The 14946-nt window shown below is 55.9% G+C and carries 16 protein-coding genes; 10 read left to right on the top strand and 6 right to left on the bottom strand.

The window, feature by feature from the left end:
- Window positions 1-49 precede the first annotated feature (49 nt).
- Both MICA_RS08050 and MICA_RS08045 read right to left on the bottom strand, forming a co-directional pair.
- Window positions 50-1054, bottom strand: a complete 1005-nt coding sequence (locus tag MICA_RS08050) for a D-alanyl-D-alanine carboxypeptidase family protein (protein ID WP_014103240.1) — start codon at window positions 1052-1054, stop codon at window positions 50-52.
- 137 nt (window positions 1055-1191) lie between these two features.
- Complete coding sequence (locus MICA_RS08045) at window positions 1192-1581, bottom strand: EscU/YscU/HrcU family type III secretion system export apparatus switch protein (protein ID WP_014103239.1); 390 nt, start codon at window positions 1579-1581, stop codon at window positions 1192-1194.
- A gap of 65 nt (window positions 1582-1646) precedes the next feature.
- Here MICA_RS08045 and flgB point away from each other — a divergent pair, with 65 nt between their 5' ends.
- The 7 genes from flgB to MICA_RS08010 all read left to right on the top strand — a co-directional run bounded on the left by flgB (window position 1647) and on the right by MICA_RS08010 (window position 7718).
- On the top strand, window positions 1647-2057 hold the full coding sequence (gene flgB, locus MICA_RS08040; RefSeq protein ID WP_041793940.1) for a flagellar basal body rod protein FlgB: 411 nt from the start codon (window positions 1647-1649) through the stop codon (window positions 2055-2057).
- 38 nt (window positions 2058-2095) lie between these two features.
- Window positions 2096-2515, top strand: coding sequence for a flagellar basal body rod protein FlgC (gene flgC, locus MICA_RS08035; protein WP_014103237.1), 420 nt, complete (start codon window positions 2096-2098; stop codon window positions 2513-2515).
- A gap of 74 nt (window positions 2516-2589) precedes the next feature.
- Window positions 2590-2877 carry a flagellar hook-basal body complex protein FliE gene (locus MICA_RS08030; RefSeq protein WP_014103236.1) on the top strand — a complete coding sequence of 96 codons (288 nt, stop codon included), beginning with the start codon at window positions 2590-2592 and terminating at the stop codon, window positions 2875-2877.
- Between the two features lie 134 nt (window positions 2878-3011).
- Window positions 3012-3278, top strand: a complete 267-nt coding sequence (fliQ, locus tag MICA_RS08025) for a flagellar biosynthesis protein FliQ (RefSeq protein ID WP_014103234.1) — start codon at window positions 3012-3014, stop codon at window positions 3276-3278.
- Window position 3279: 1 nt separating this feature from the next.
- A complete protein-coding gene (gene fliR, locus MICA_RS08020; RefSeq protein WP_014103233.1) occupies window positions 3280-4056 on the top strand; it encodes a flagellar biosynthetic protein FliR in 777 nt (258 codons plus the stop codon).
- A 5-nt stretch (window positions 4057-4061) separates the two neighbouring features.
- Entirely contained in the window at window positions 4062-5132 is a 1071-nt protein-coding gene (flhB, locus tag MICA_RS08015; RefSeq protein ID WP_014103232.1) for a flagellar biosynthesis protein FlhB, read from the top strand.
- Window positions 5133-5183: 51 nt separating this feature from the next.
- Window positions 5184-7718 carry a hybrid sensor histidine kinase/response regulator gene (locus MICA_RS08010; protein ID WP_014103231.1) on the top strand — a complete coding sequence of 845 codons (2535 nt, stop codon included), beginning with the start codon at window positions 5184-5186 and terminating at the stop codon, window positions 7716-7718.
- 8 nt (window positions 7719-7726) lie between these two features.
- Here MICA_RS08010 and MICA_RS08005 read toward each other — a convergent pair whose 3' ends face one another.
- A complete protein-coding gene (locus MICA_RS08005; protein ID WP_236619881.1) occupies window positions 7727-8311 on the bottom strand; it encodes a YcbK family protein in 585 nt (194 codons plus the stop codon).
- 215 nt (window positions 8312-8526) lie between these two features.
- Here MICA_RS08005 and MICA_RS08000 point away from each other — a divergent pair, with 215 nt between their 5' ends.
- A complete protein-coding gene (locus tag MICA_RS08000) occupies window positions 8527-8991 on the top strand; it encodes a hypothetical protein (RefSeq protein ID WP_014103229.1) in 465 nt (154 codons plus the stop codon).
- Window positions 8992-9179: 188 nt separating this feature from the next.
- Complete coding sequence (recA, locus tag MICA_RS07995; protein WP_014103227.1) at window positions 9180-10331, top strand: recombinase RecA; 1152 nt, start codon at window positions 9180-9182, stop codon at window positions 10329-10331.
- 146 nt (window positions 10332-10477) lie between these two features.
- Here the strand turns inward: recA and MICA_RS07990 are convergent, their stop codons facing one another.
- The 3 genes from MICA_RS07990 to dapA are packed head-to-tail and all read right to left on the bottom strand — an operon-like array spanning window position 10478 to window position 12662.
- Window positions 10478-11200 carry a type VI secretion system-associated protein TagO gene (locus MICA_RS07990; RefSeq protein ID WP_014103226.1) on the bottom strand — a complete coding sequence of 241 codons (723 nt, stop codon included), beginning with the start codon at window positions 11198-11200 and terminating at the stop codon, window positions 10478-10480.
- 57 nt (window positions 11201-11257) lie between these two features.
- Window positions 11258-11749: an SsrA-binding protein SmpB gene (gene smpB, locus MICA_RS07985; protein ID WP_014103225.1), complete on the bottom strand. Its 492-nt coding sequence runs from the start codon at window positions 11747-11749 to the stop codon at window positions 11258-11260.
- Window positions 11742-12662: a 4-hydroxy-tetrahydrodipicolinate synthase gene (gene dapA, locus MICA_RS07980; RefSeq protein WP_014103224.1), complete on the bottom strand. Its 921-nt coding sequence runs from the start codon at window positions 12660-12662 to the stop codon at window positions 11742-11744. The genes smpB and dapA overlap by 8 nt, the downstream gene beginning before the upstream one ends.
- Before the next feature lie 75 nt (window positions 12663-12737).
- On the opposite strand from dapA, the gene MICA_RS07975 reads away from it, so the two are divergent.
- Complete coding sequence (locus tag MICA_RS07975) at window positions 12738-14825, top strand: lytic transglycosylase domain-containing protein (RefSeq protein WP_014103223.1); 2088 nt, start codon at window positions 12738-12740, stop codon at window positions 14823-14825.
- Window positions 14826-14946: the final 121 nt, after the last annotated feature.

The following is a 14946-nucleotide window of genomic DNA, read 5'->3' as shown; positions in this document are numbered from 1 at the left end:
CACCCCCGGATGCCCGGGGATGCACAGATTTTAAGCGGATGATGTGGTTTTAGAACAGATTCAACCGCGGATCGCGATACTGCGCCGGGGCCCGGGCGGGCAGGGGGCGGTTGAGCGGGATGCCATGTTCCTGGCGCAGGGCGTTGTATCCCTGAACCATCAATCCGGCCAGTGTGTTGGCCAAAGCGGGTTGTGATTGCCCGCCAAATCCAACGGCCAGAACTTTGTTGCCATTGGCATCGCCGGCCAACGCGACCAGGTTGTGCCATGAATTACGGATAAATCCGGTTTTCATTCCCATCGGGGTCAGACCAATGCGATCCAGTTGGAGACGCGCCTGCGATTGCGGCATGGTTGTATCGCGGACCAGACGGTTCACATTATACGGGCGGCGACCCAGCGTGCGATCCGTGTGATACGAAAATTCCGCATGGGCAAAAAAGTCCAGCCGTGTTGGATAGGTCAGCACAATATGCCGGCCCAGCGTGGCCATATCACGGGCGGTTGTGCGCTGATACTGGTTGTTCAATCCAGACGCATCATAAAACCGCGTGTTTGTCATGCCCAAACGGCGGGCCTTGCGGTTCATGGCTTCAACAAAATTCGCTTCGCTGCCGCTGATATGTTCCGCCAATGCTACGGCAACATCGTTGCTGGAACGGGTCAGCAGCGCAATCAGGCAGTCATTGACGGACAGCGTATTGCCAGCGCCAACATTCAAACGCCAATGTTCGACGTTTTGTGAACGGGTGGAAAAAGTGACGGGTTCCTGCAATGTCACATCGCCAGCACGCAACGCGTCGAAGACCAGCAGGGCCGTCATCATTTTGGTGAGCGATGCGGCATAGCGCAGGCCATCAACATTGTGGCCGCTCAACATGCGGCCGGTGTTCACGTCAATGACGATGTTGCTTTGCGCGCGGGCGACGGGACGAATGTCGTTCGATCGTGCGGCTTCGGCAAAATGCGGGGTCAGGCTGCTCAGGAATAAAGCGCCCAGACCGATTGCGGTGGTTTTTAGAAAATTGCGGCGTGATTTCGTAAGGTCACCCATAGCCATGTCCCTGTCGTGCGTTGGTATTTTTATTGATTGGGGACACATAAGCAGAAAATCGGGATTATGGACAAGGGGGATTTTTTGACTTTACAGAAAATCTGTATTGCGGTGCAAAGGATGGAAAAGGTGGGCTTTTAATCGTCTTGGCCCGGTTCCTGCATATCGTCTTGCAGAATGGCGTCAAAGGGGTTTGGTTCCCCGTTGGCGCGATAGACATAACACAGCACCTCCGCCACGGCCATAATGGCCTCGGTGGGGATGGGGCTGTCGACTTCCAGCGCCACCAGCATTTCGGCCAGGGCGCTGTCTTCACGCACGCGGACGCCGTTGGCGAAGGCGAGCTGTAATATTTGCTCGGCAATTTTGCCCCGTCCGGCGGCAGAAATGGTCGGCATATCCCCGGGTTCGCCGGTGGCGGAAATCGCCACGGCGGCCGCGCGTTTATTTGTTTTTTCTTTTAAATTCAGTGGCTTAAGTGGATCGCCCCCGGGCTTTTTCCCGCCATTTTCGGTATAATCGGCCATTGGCACAGATCCTGCAAAGCTTTTAGCGGTTGGTACGGTTTAACGAACAAAAAGGCCCAAACGCCATGACAACACAAAATATAGGATTGTTCAAAGCAATCGGCGCAAAAATGAACTATCTGGACCAGCGCCAGAACGTTTTGGCCCAGAACGTGGCCAACGCCGATACGCCGGGCTACCGCCCGCATGATCTGGAAAAGGTCGATTTCGGCACCGTATTGAAAAACGTGACCAAGGAAAACGTGGTCCGCCCGGTGACCACCGATCCGCGCCATATGCCGGCCCCGAACGAGGTCGAAACGGCCCGCAGCCCGGAAATGAAAAAGGTTTATGACGTGGCGCCGACAGGCGATGCGGTTGTGTTGGAAGAGCAGATGGTCAACGCCAACAAAAACCAGATCGATTACAATTTGATGACCAGCATGTACCAGAAGAACGTCAGCATGATCCGCACCGCATTGGGCGTCGGTCGATAAGCAAGTAAGCACAGGACAAGGAATAAAAGGGGTTTAAAATGGCAGATGATATGTTCACAGCGTTATCGGTTTCCGCCGCAGGCATGCGCGCCCAAAGCACGCGCGTGCGCGTGGTGGCCGAAAACATGGCCAACGCGGATTCCACGGGCACAACGCCGGGGGCCGACCCGTATCGCCGCCAGACGGTCACGTTCAAAAATGAACTGGACCGCGCAACCGGGGCCGAAATGGTGGAAGTGTCCAAAATCGGCACGGACAAGAAAACCCCGTTCGTCCTGAAATACCAACCGGACCACCCGGCTGCTGACGATAAAGGCTATGTGAAAATGCCGAACATCGACTCGATCGTGGAAATGATGGATATGCGCGAAGCCCAGCGGTCATACGAGGCCAATCTGGGGATGATCGAACAATCCCGGACCATGATGATGCAGACAATAAATCTTCTGCGCCAATAACGGTTTTATGGTATAATAACAGGGTGTAACAATTAAGGTTTAAAGCCATGGTAAATTCAGTCGCAAGTCCCGCAATGGCCGCCAACGCCTACGCCAATATGGCCAAAACCGCATCCGGCGCCGGTGTGGCCGCCGAAGATGGTGCGGTGTCGTTCGGTTCCCTGATTGAAAAGGCTGCGACCGAATCCATCGCCACCATGAAAAACGCCGAAACGGTGCAGGCCCAGGCGATTATCGGCAAAGCCGGCCTAGCCGACGTGGTCGAAGCGGTCACCGCCGCCGAACTGACCCTGCAATCCGTCGTCGCCGTCCGCGACCGGATGATCAACGCATATCAGGAAATTATGCGGATGCCGATTTAATCGGATAATGAATGGATGGGCCACCTTGGGTGGCCTTTTCATTTTCCGATAAAATACTTCAATTTCCAGAGGATAATCGTATTCACCCCCAAAACGGGTATCGCGTGGCATGGCTGATCCCGTATAATTGAATTATGAACGAAGAAGAAATCATCGAAGTTGCCCGTGAAGCCATCATGCTGACCATCGAGCTCAGCACCCCGACGCTTATGGTCGGGTTGGTTGTGGGGGTGTCGATTGCGCTGGTTCAGGCGCTGACCCAGATTCAGGAAATTACACTGGTGTTCGTTCCCAAAATTCTGGCGATCTTTATTGCGCTGTTTATCTTCCTGCCGGGCATGGCGACGGCGTTGATTGCCTTCATGGAAACTCTGGCGGATCGCATGATCGCGATTCAGTAAGATGGAAACGCTTCAGCATTTCATCACCACTGGCGTGTTTGCCTTTATCCTGACCTTTGTACGGGTGGGGACGGCGTTGATGATTATGCCGGGATTGGGCGATTCCTTTACACCGCAGAATGTGCGCCTGCATTTGGCGCTGGCCTTGGCGCTGGTGATGGCGCCGGTCGTGGCCCCGCATATGCCGGACCCGATACCGGGTACGACCATGTTGCTGAGCCTGATTGTCATGGAATTTATCATCGGCATGTTTATCGGCACGGTGTCGCGTATCCTGATGGCGGCGCTGGATACGGCGGGCATGATCATGTCAATGCAATCCGGTCTGGGCAACGCGCAATTGTTCAACCCGGCGTTTTCGACGCAGGGGTCAATTCTGGGCGCGTTTCTGTCCGTCATGGGGATGGTGCTGATTTTCAGTACGAACCTGCACCATCTGCTGCTGATGGGGGTCGCGGATTCATACAATATGTTTCCGGTGGGATCGTTGCCCGATGTTGGTGGTATGGCGGATATGATTGGTCAGGCCATTTCCGCCAGTTTCCGCATCGGCGTGCAGGTGTCGGCCCCGTTCATTGTTGTGGGGTTGATGATTTATATCGGCATGGGCGTGTTGTCGCGCCTGATGCCGCAAATCCAGGTTTTTATGATCGCCATTCCGGTGCAGATTTTGATTTCGCTGATGACGCTCGCGCTGATCTTGTCGGCGGGGATGTTGTTCTGGCTGCACCAGTTTGAGGAAGGCATGGTGTTCTTCCTCATGTCATCGGGAGGATAAACCCGATGTCAGATGAAGAAGACGATTCCTCTAAAACAGAAGACCCTTCCCAGAAAAAATTGGAGGATGCCAGGCGTCGCGGCCAAGTCCCGATGAGCCGCGAGGTCAATAATTTTGTCATGTTATTGGCCGGGACCATTATGATCATGGCCTTTGCCGGGCCGTTGATGGAAAAGCTGACCATCAATTTGCGGTCCTATATCGAAATGGCCGGGCAGGCCTCGACCGGGCCGGGGATGATTTCGTCGCTGCTGGGTGATTCATTCTGGATGGTGATGGGGGCGATTGGCATTCCCCTGGTGGCGTTTATGTTTATCGCCTTTATCGGTGGGTTTATTCAGGTGGGGCCGTTGCTTGCCCCGGAAGTGATCAAACCGGATATCAGTAAAATTTCCATCAAAAAAGGATTTCAGCGGCTGTTTTCGAAACGGTCGCTGATGGAGTTTTTTAAAGGGCTTTTGAAATTCGGCATTGTCGGCGCGGTGGGTACGGTCTTGCTGATGCCGTATTACGGCAGTGTTGAGCATACCGTCGGACTGGAAATGTACGACATTATGCACGAAACCGAGGATCTGATTATCCGTCTGATGATGGGCGTGCTGATGGCGCTGGTCGTTTTGACCGTGATTGATGTGGTGTACCAGCGCCAGGACCACATGAAAAAACTGCGCATGTCGAAACAGGAATTGAAAGACGAATACCGCCAGACCGAAGGGGACCCGATGGTCAAGGCGAAGCTGCGCCAGTTGCGTGCGGAAAAAGCGCGTCAGCGCATGATGGCCAACGTGCCCAAGGCCGATGTGGTTATCACCAACCCGACCCACTTTGCCGTGGCCCTGCAATATGACCCGGAAAAAATGGAAGCGCCGTTGTGTGTGGCCAAAGGTATGGATCAGGTGGCCCTGCGTATCCGGGAACTGGCCAAGGAACACAAAATCACCATCCACGAAAACCCGCCATTGGCCCGCAGTTTGTATGACACGGTCGAGGTGGATGAAGTGATTCCGGCGGAGCATTACAAGGCCGTGGCCGAAATTATCTCCTTCGTCTTCCGTCAAAAGGGCAAGCTGAAATAAGCCTATTTCCCCCTGTTAATGCCTTGTTCGATATGGCATATTCTTTGGACTATGCGCACCGATCATTCTGAATTTATTGCCCGTCATCACCGTTCCGCCCAAGGCGTGGGCGAAGTCCCTGCGCCGAGCAGCCGCCGCCGTTTGTTGATGGCGTCGGGTGCGATTGTGGCCTATGCCGCGGTGTGTACGGGTGTGGCCATGTTTATGGATGTGCCGCGGGAAAGTGTCGCGGTGGCCGGGGCGGCGTTCCTGCTGGCCACGGGTGTGGCGTTTTTGATGCAGCGCGGGTTTAAACTGCACGCCAAACAGGAAAAGGAACGTGCGCTTCTGCGTGAGGTGCTTGAGGGCAGCCGTGGGGCGCGCCTGATCACCGATGGTGCGGATAACAGCATTTATTTCAACCAGCGTTTTTCCGAATTATGTGACGGCATTGGTGCGCCCAATTTACAAACGCTGGCGCAATTTTTCACCGATGACGACGAAGCCGCCATGCATTTCCGCCTTCTGGCGGATCAGGCGCATCGCGGGCTGACGGATTCCATCGAACTGCACAGCGTGCGTGGTGATTCCGATTACTGGTTTATCGTCACGGCCCAGCCGATTGCCGGGTGGGCGGGGTATATCCACTGGCGCATTGATGATATCAGCGAACAGCGCGCGAACGACCGCGCCGTGCGTGAAGAGCGTGAAAAGCTGATCGACTTTACCGACAATGCCCCGGTGGGGTTCTTTTCGGTCGATGAAACCGGGAAATTCGTGTTCGTGAACGCGACGCTGGCGCGCTGGTTGGGTGAAGATATTGAAAATTTGCTGGCGCACGGGCATCTGCACACCTATCTGGACCAGCCGCCCAGTGATGCACACCCGTATGATGTCGTCGAGGGCGGCGGGGCGAAGCAGGTTGTTGAATTGCTGATGAAGGGCCCGGCGGGCAAGACCTTCACCGCATCCATTTCTCAAGCCGTTGTGAACGAAGCCGATGGCGCGGTGCGGACGCGGGGCGTTGTGCACGATCTGACCGCCGAACGTGCGATGAAGCAGGCCTTGAAAGCGTCCGAAGACCGCTTCCAGCGGTTCTTCGAAGAGGCGCCGTTGGGCATTGCCATGCTGAATGCCGACGGCGTTCTGGGTGACGTCAACCATGCGCTGGCCTCCATGCTGGATGGTCAGGTTGAAACATTCGAAGGCCGCCATTTCGAAGGATTGATCCACGAAGACGACCGCGCCGCCGTGATGGATGCGCTGGATAAAATCGTCCATGCTCCGCAAAAGGGCGTGGCCGCCATGCCCGCGCCGATGGAGGTCACACTCCTCGGGCTTGAGGGCAATGTCACCACGCAAATGTTCGCGCGCCGGTTCCGGGGCAGCGATGGCGTGGTTTTGCACTTCATTGATTTGAGCCGCCAGAAAGCGCTGGAAGCCCAGTTCGTCCAGTCGCAGAAGATGCAGGCCATCGGGCAACTGGCCGGCGGCGTGGCGCACGACTTTAATAACCTGCTGACCGCGATGATCGGGTTCTGCGATCTGTTGCTGCTGCGGCACAAGCCGGGCGATCCGTCGTTTTCGGACATTATGCAGATCAAACAAAACGCCAACCGCGCCGCGAACCTCGTGCGCCAGTTGCTGGCGTTTTCACGGCAGCAGACCTTGCGCCCGAAGGTGCAGGACATCACCGATATTCTCACGGAAATTTCACACCTGCTGCGCCGTTTGATTGGTGCGAACATTGATCTGGATGTTGTGCATGGTTCGGATCTTGGTCTGGTGCGGGTCGATGTGGGCCAGATGGAACAGGTGCTGATTAACCTGGCCGTGAATGCGCGCGATGCCATGGATGGCGGCGGACAATTGACCGTTGAAACACGCGCGTTCCGCAATGATAAACCGATGACCTGTGGCACCGATGAAATGCCGGCGGGCGATTGGGTGGCCATTGCGGTCACCGATACCGGGTGCGGTATTCCGCCGGAAAACATGGCCCGCATTCTGGAACCGTTCTTCACGACGAAGGAAGTGGGGCAGGGCACCGGTCTGGGGCTGGCCACCGTTTACGGGATCGTGCGGCAAACGGGCGGATATCTGGGCATCGACAGCGTGGTGGGCGAGGGCACGACCTTTACCATCTATCTGCCGCGCCTGTCCGATACCGAAATCGAACATGACGACCACAAGGATGTTGAAGAAGATACGACACGCGACCTGACCGGGACCGCACGCATCCTGCTGGTCGAGGATGAAGATGCCGTGCGGACCTTCTCCACCCGCGCTTTGACCAACAAGGGGTACGAGGTTCTGGATGCCGAAAGCGGCGAGGCGGCTTTGGCTGTCATTGAATCCTTGAAGGAAAAACATGGCGGCACCATGCCGGTTGATCTGGTCGTGACCGATGTGATCATGCCGAATATGGATGGCCCAACCCTGGCCCGTCGCCTGCGCCAGGAAAACCCAAACCTGAAAATCATCTTCGTCTCCGGTTATACGGAGGAGAAGTTGAAAGAACATATGGGTGAAAATATCTGGTTCCTGCCCAAGCCGTTCACGTTGAAACAGCTGGCCGCGAAGGTGAAGGAAGCGCTGGAGGAGTAGGGGCGCCCTTACTTAAACTTTGCGCAATTCACGTGCGCCGGGTTCCAGTTGGCGGGCCAGAAGCGTTTTCGGGCTGTGTCGATATGAACGAAACCGTCTTGTTTATAATATCCAACACCGCCGGACCCTGTGCACCACGCCACATCGCGTGATGTTTCGGTGCGTACGCCGGGGATGCGGAAATCAATGGCGTTGCCATGCGTGTGCTGGGAATCTTTCCCCTGTGATCCGCCAGCGGCGATCAATGCGTTATTGGTTTGCAGGGCGCGGTAGCCGGAAATAATTTCAAATTTGATCGCAATGCTGGGGTAATTGCGTTTGACCGTCTGACCAATGTCGTAGAGGCGGTCGAGCGTTTTGGGGTTGATCTGTGTTTCTTCGTTCCGGCGATGATCGCGCAGGAGGTGATTGATCTGTTTCAATCCAGCGGGAACGTATTTCCCGTCCCGTTTGTAAACAACGTTGATTGTTTCCTTGGTGTGAAGGTTGTGCAGGTGCAGGGATTGTTCCGCCGCTGCGGCGCTGGCCGTGTTAAACGCAAGGGCGCAACCCAATGTCAGGGCGCTGGCGATTCCCGTGGCGTTTCTTTGCATTTTTGGCCGTGTCCCGTTCATGGGCGCCTCCTGCTTTCTGGCATCTTTTTACGGGGGGATCGTATAAAGATATGGAAAATTGTGCAAGTTTTTTGTCCCACAGCCAGCCTCCTTCTAACGCGTTGTTTTTTTGTGTAGACTGGTGGGAACAAAACGCCAGAAAACACACAGAATAAGGCGTAAAAAACATAAGGCAGGAGGGGCAGGGGCAATGAATGGGATCTGCGTATGATGAAAGCCTGACGGCCCGGTTTAACCGGCTGTCGTTCTGGGGACGGAACAGCCTGCGCAGCGCGGCGCTGGCCGAAAGCCTGTCGGGCATGGTGCGCGACGGCACGAAAAAACGCCCGTGGCTCTACCCTTTCTTCATGACCTATCTGATTTGTCTGACAACACCGCTTCCCGTTCCGGGGGGCAGCACGGTGCTGGTTGCGCTGACTGGACTTTATGCGGCCATTCCGGCCCTGCCGGGGTCAAAAGCATTACGCAGCAGCTTTGCAGCCGCGGTTCGCCCGCCCGTTCTGGTGGAAAATTATACGGATTTTATCCGCCCCTCTGCGGATCGGTCGCAGGCCGATTCTGTGCGTGCGCTGGCGCTGGGGTGGCGCGTGACGTGCCGGGGCGCGGCCGATATGTGGCAATCAACCCGCTTCGCGCTTGCGGCGCTTCGTGCTGTCTAATCCTTTGAATTAGAGTACAAATCCACCTTATCCTCAAATGTTTTTATTTTGTTCTCTTTTGCGCTTTACAAAGAGAACAAATGCGGTACAGTTGCAATCAGAGGACAGAATCGAAAACGACCGGGACTTGCGTTGCAAACCCGGTCCGACCATGCAAAATCAGGGGATATCAAATGACCGTCACTTCTATGAACAAGGCAGAAACCGCTATGGAACAACGCAGCAACGCCGAAAAGACAAAGGCACTGGATGCCGCTCTGGCTCAAATCGAACGTGCTTTTGGCAAGGGCTCGATCATGAAACTGACGGGTGATTCCAACCCGATGCAGGTTGAAGCCGTTTCGACCGGTTCGCTGGGGCTGGATATCGCGCTGGGTATTGGCGGTCTGCCGCGTGGCCGGATTATCGAAGTGTTCGGTCCGGAATCGTCGGGTAAAACCACACTGGCGCTGCAGGTTATTGCCGAGGCGCAAAAGGCGGGCGGCACATGCGCCATCGTTGACGCGGAACACGCGCTGGACCCGTCCTATGCGAAGAAATTGGGCGTGAATATTGATGACCTGCTGATCTCCCAGCCGGATACGGGCGAACAGGCGCTGGAAATTGCCGATACGCTGGTGCGCTCCGGTGCGCTGGATGTTCTGGTGATTGACTCGGTGGCTGCGTTGGTTCCGCGTGCGGAATTGGAAGGCGAGATGGGCGATTCCCACGTTGGTTTGCAGGCCCGCCTGATGTCGCAGGCTTTGCGTAAAATCACGGGCTCAATCTCCCGGTCCCGCACCATCGTGATCTTCATCAACCAGATCCGTATGAAAATCGGTGTGATGTTCGGTTCACCGGAAACCACAACGGGTGGGAACGCGCTGAAATTCTACGCGTCCGTCCGTCTGGACATCCGCCGCATCGGTACGATCAAGGACAAGGAAAACCCGGTCGGGAACCAGACGCGCGTGAAGGTCGTGAAAAACAAAATGGCCCCACCGTTCCGTCAGGTCGAATTCGATATCATGTTCGGCGAAGGCATTTCGAAAATGGGTGAATTGATCGATCTGGGTGTTCAAGGCAACCTGGTTGAAAAATCCGGCGCTTGGTTCTCCTATGACGGGCAACGCATCGGGCAGGGCCGTGAAAACGCCAAGCAATTCATGCGTGATAACCCGGAAGTGGCCGCGAAGTTGGAAAATGAAATCCGCACCAAGGCCGGTGTTGTTGCCGATGCCATGCTGGTGGGCCCGGACAGCGCTGAAGAAGCCTCGGACGCCACAATGGATGCGGTGAATGACACCGTTGATGCGTCCGATGATGATGCAGCACCGAAGCGTGGCCGCAAGGCAAGCTAATCACCTGCAATAAAAGTTTGGTTTCAGCACCAAGGAAAAGAAGCCCGCCGATCTCCCCCGGCGGGCTTTTTTATTCGGAGAGGCCACGTTTTCTTTACACGAGCATTCCCGCTTTCGCGGGAACGCTATTTAGGTTTGAGACATTTTTACTGCGCGCACGCGTTTTTCAGGGGCACGATCGCTTTGTCCAGCCCGCGCAGGTCGAAGGTGGATTCGATCATGCTTTTTGTTGGCGGGGTGACCTGAGTGTACAAACGCTCGCTTGCCAAAGCGGATTCAATCAATGCGCTGGCATCGGGGGCAAAGGCACCCAGATTGTCCTGCGATAAATCCCACATCACCGTTGTCGGTTTTCCGCCATCAAATCGTGTGGTAACGGCGGTGCGGGGGCGGGTGTTTTTGCTTTTATCGGCCAGGTTGACGTGAAACACCAGATAGGATTCCGTCTGGCCATCGCGGCACCGCATGACCAGCGTGGGCCACACATTCCCCTCTCTGGGTGTCATGATCGGGGCGTTGGCTTTCAGGCTGAGCATGATGTTATGCCGCCCGGAAATGCTGGATTTTTCGTTGATGATATCCCACTTGCCAATATCCTGGCCCAGATCGGCCAATGTCAGGCTCTGTAAATTATAATCGGCCAGCGTATCGTCGTAACAGCGCAGCCGTGTCATCGACAGCTGAATGTCCTTACATGCGCGCAATCGCCGTGCCATTTCATTGGCAACATCAATCGGCGTTTCCGGTTTTGCGGGTGCGGCCTCTGCCGGTGATGTCGGGGCCGTCGTATTGGTCGCATAAGAGGGGATTGAAAAACCAAACGCGCAACCAACGCACAGTACCAATGTCAGAGTCCGAAAAAATGCCACACCAATCCTCCGTTCTAAATTTCGAACGTATAGTGTAACAAAAATTGGGGGTGGGGGCTATTCCCGGGACTTGAGCAGGCGCTGTTTCTGGCGACCCCAGTCACGTTCTTTGCTGGTCTCGCGTTTGTCGTATTGTTTCTTGCCCTTGGCCAGTGCGATTTCAACCTTGGCCAGACCTTTTGCGTTGAAATACAGCTTCACGGGCACAATGGTATAGCCATCACGGGTGACGGCCCCCATCAAACGGTGGATTTCCTTCTTTTTCAGCAGAAGACGACGGGGACGGCGCGGGGCGTGTTGTAAATGGGTGCCCGCTTGCTGATATTCGGCGATATAGCAATTATACAACCAGATTTCACCGTCATGATCGCCGGCAAAGGCTTCGTTCAGGCTGCATTGCCCATGGCGCAGGGATTTGACTTCGGTTCCGGTCAATTCAATTCCGGCATCGAATTTTTCTTCCAGATGGTAGTCAAATCGCGCCCGGCGGTTATCGGTAACCGTCTGGTTGACAGAAATTAAGCCTGTTTTCTTGTCTTTCTTAGCCATGGGCCCGCACTATGGTGCCACTTCCGGCGGAAATCAAGCCGGCCTTTTCCATCGCCTCGTCCATCACGGCGCGGGCATTGGTGGTTGCGGGAACCAGGGGCAGGCGCACCTCATCCCGGCACAGCCCCATGCGGGCCGCGCCGTATTTCACCGGGGCCGGGGATGTCTCAATCATGGTGGCACGGCAGAGCGGGGCCAGCTTATCGCGCAAGGCGGCGAATGTTTTCAAATCACCCGCAACCCATGCGTCCTGCATTGCGGCGCTGTCGCGCGGGGCGAGGTTGGAAATCACCGAAATCACGCCGTGCCCGCCCTGGGCCAGATAGCCGGGGGCCGAGCCGTCATCGCCAGAGATCAGGCAGAAATCATCCTTCACCCGGGCCTTGATCAATGTCGGGCGGTCCAGTTGCCCGGTGGCATCTTTGACCCCGGCAATACGCGGCAGTTCGGCCAGGCGGACCATGGTGTCGTTGGTCATGTCCACAACGCTGCGGCCCGGGATGTTGTAAATCAGAATCGGGATATTGGTGGCGTCATGGATCGCCTTGAAATGGGCGAACAGCCCGTCCTGGGTCGGTTTGTTATAATAAGGTGTGACGACCAGGGCGGCATCGGCCCCGGCATTCTGGGCAAACAGGGTAGTTTCGATGCTTAAATCTGTGGAGTAACTGCCCGTTCCGGCAATGACCGGCACGCGCCCCTTGACCACGGCAACGGTGCGTTCGACAATGGATTTATGTTCATCTTTCGTCAAAGTCGGCGATTCACCCGTGGTACCACAGGCGACAACACCATGAATGCCCTGCTCAACCTGCCATTCAACCAGATCATCATACGCCTTCCAGTCAACCGCATTGTTGACGAAGGGGGTGATCAGCGCGGTCATCGCGCCGCGGAAACGAATGTTGGGCATGGTCATATCCTTTTGGCGCGCGCGCCGTTTGGCCAAGCGTTGAGTGGCCTGTTGTCTAAAAACGCCCTTACTCTAATGCCAACGGGCCGTGTGTTCAAGAAAGCTGCGTATGCGGGGGTTTTGGCCCTGATTTTGGCGACTTTTGTGCCGCAATCCGGGCCGTATGGTGCGGCGCAGGGGATCAAGTGGGGCCCGTCTATGGCCTTTGCGGCCAAATCGGCCCCCGTCGTGGGGATGTCGGCCAATGATGCCGCCCTGACCGTCAAGGCGTTGCAGGCGGCGGCGCAGGGGAGCTGGTCCTATGCCGAAAGCCTGATCGCGCAAACGCGTGATCCGCTGGCAGCCCGCATTTATTACTGGATGTATTACACGCAGAAGGCGGCCCCGCATAACTTCCGCCGCATTTCAACCTTTGTCGGGCAAATTCCGAATTGGCCGCGTCAGGGGGCCTTGCGTCTGAGCGCTGAAAAATCCGCATCATCCGATACGCCGATTCAGGATGTTGTCGAATGGTTCAACACCTACAAACCGCAAACGGCGGATGGAATGATGTTGTATCTGTCCGCTTTGCGCGCGGCCGGAGCCAACAAGGACATTCCCGCAATCCTGAACACGTGGTGGGCGGAAACGGCGTTCGGACCGGAATCGCAGGACAAATTTTTACGGACATGGGGAAAAACCATCACGCGTGAGGCGCATATCAAACGTTTGAATATGTTGCTGTCGCGGGATTACCAGTCGGCGGCCCGTGGGATTGCCAATATTCTGGGGCGTGGTTATCCGCAATTGGCTGAGGCGCGCATCGCGCTGGCCGCGATGTCACCGGGTGTGGACGGTGTCGTGGCCCGTGTGCCTGCCAATTTGCAAAATGATCCGGGACTGATGCTGGAGCGCCTGCGCTGGCGCCGCAAGAAAGATATGGATTTCAAGGCGATTGAAATCCTGCATAGTGCGCCGGCCGCATACACGCAACCGGACCCGGATGCGTGGTGGCGGGAACGGCACATCATGGTGCGCCGCTTGATCGAGCGGAAACAGTATGAGAGCGCCTATCTGCTGGCGGCCAAACATGGCACCAAACAGGGCGCGTCCTTTGCCGATGCGGAATTTGTTGCGGGTTGGCTGGCCTTGCGCTTCGTGAAGCGCCCGTGGGAGGCGTTTGAACATTTTGAACGGCTCTATCACAATTCCGCCATGCCGATCACGCGCGGCCGCGCCGCATTCTGGGCGGGGATGGCCAGTGAGGCTTTAGGGCACAAGGACATTGCCCGCAAATGGTACGAAGCGGGCGCGGTATATTCCACCACCTTCTATGGCCAGATGGCTCTGGGCAAGTTGGGGCGGGATGACACGCTGGTCACCGCCATGCCGGATTTAACGATGCAGGCGCGCACGGCGTTTGAAAAACACGACATGGTGCAGGCGGCGCGTTTGTTTAAACGGGCGGGCTTGAATGATTATTCATCATCGTTCCTGCGGGCTTTTGCGGTCCAGGCGAAAACGCATGATGATTTTCATCTGGCCGCCGATCTGGCAACGGAATTCAGCCAGCCGGATACGGCGCTGGCCGTGGCCAAGGAAGCGCAGAAGAAGGGATATGTTCTGGCTGATTTCGCCTTCCCGACGATGTTGTCGCGGATGAAGAACGTGGATACGGAATGGGCGCTGGTGCACGGGATTATCAAACAGGAAAGCGCGTTTGATACCAAAGCGCAAAGCCCCGCCGGAGCTCGTGGTTTGATGCAATTGATGCCCGCCACAGCCAAGGAAACGGCGAAGAAGGCTGGCATGTCGCACCAGACCGATTGGCTGACGGCGCGCCCGGATCATAACGTCAAGCTGGGGGCGCTTTATATCGACCAGATGTTGCGCCGGTATGATGGGCACTACCCGTTGGCGATTGCCGCGTATAACGCCGGTCCGGGCCGCGTGAGCCAGTGGCTGGTGGAATTTGGCGACCCACGCAAAGGCGAAATTGACATGCTGGACTGGATCGAAATCATTCCGGTGGCCGAAACGCGCAATTATATACAACGGGTGATGGAGGGTGTTTTTGTGTACCGCCACAAATTTGCCAAAGTGCAAAAAACATCGAATGCGCCTATTCATATCAGCTACTTACAGCCGTTGAACGGGGCGGAAAGCGGACGCGTAACACGCTAAACCAGCAAGTTTTTTTCATGGTCTTGAGGAAATATAAACGCATTCTATATCTTTCGTATGGGATAATGGATGCATAGTGACCCATATCCCTGGGTATAGACCGCACAGAGTACATTGTGCC

It is taken from the genome of Micavibrio aeruginosavorus ARL-13 (assembly GCF_000226315.1).
GTDB classification, from domain to species: domain Bacteria; phylum Pseudomonadota; class Alphaproteobacteria; order Micavibrionales; family Micavibrionaceae; genus Micavibrio; species Micavibrio aeruginosavorus_B.
This window is presented reverse-complemented; position numbering and strand designations above follow the sequence as displayed.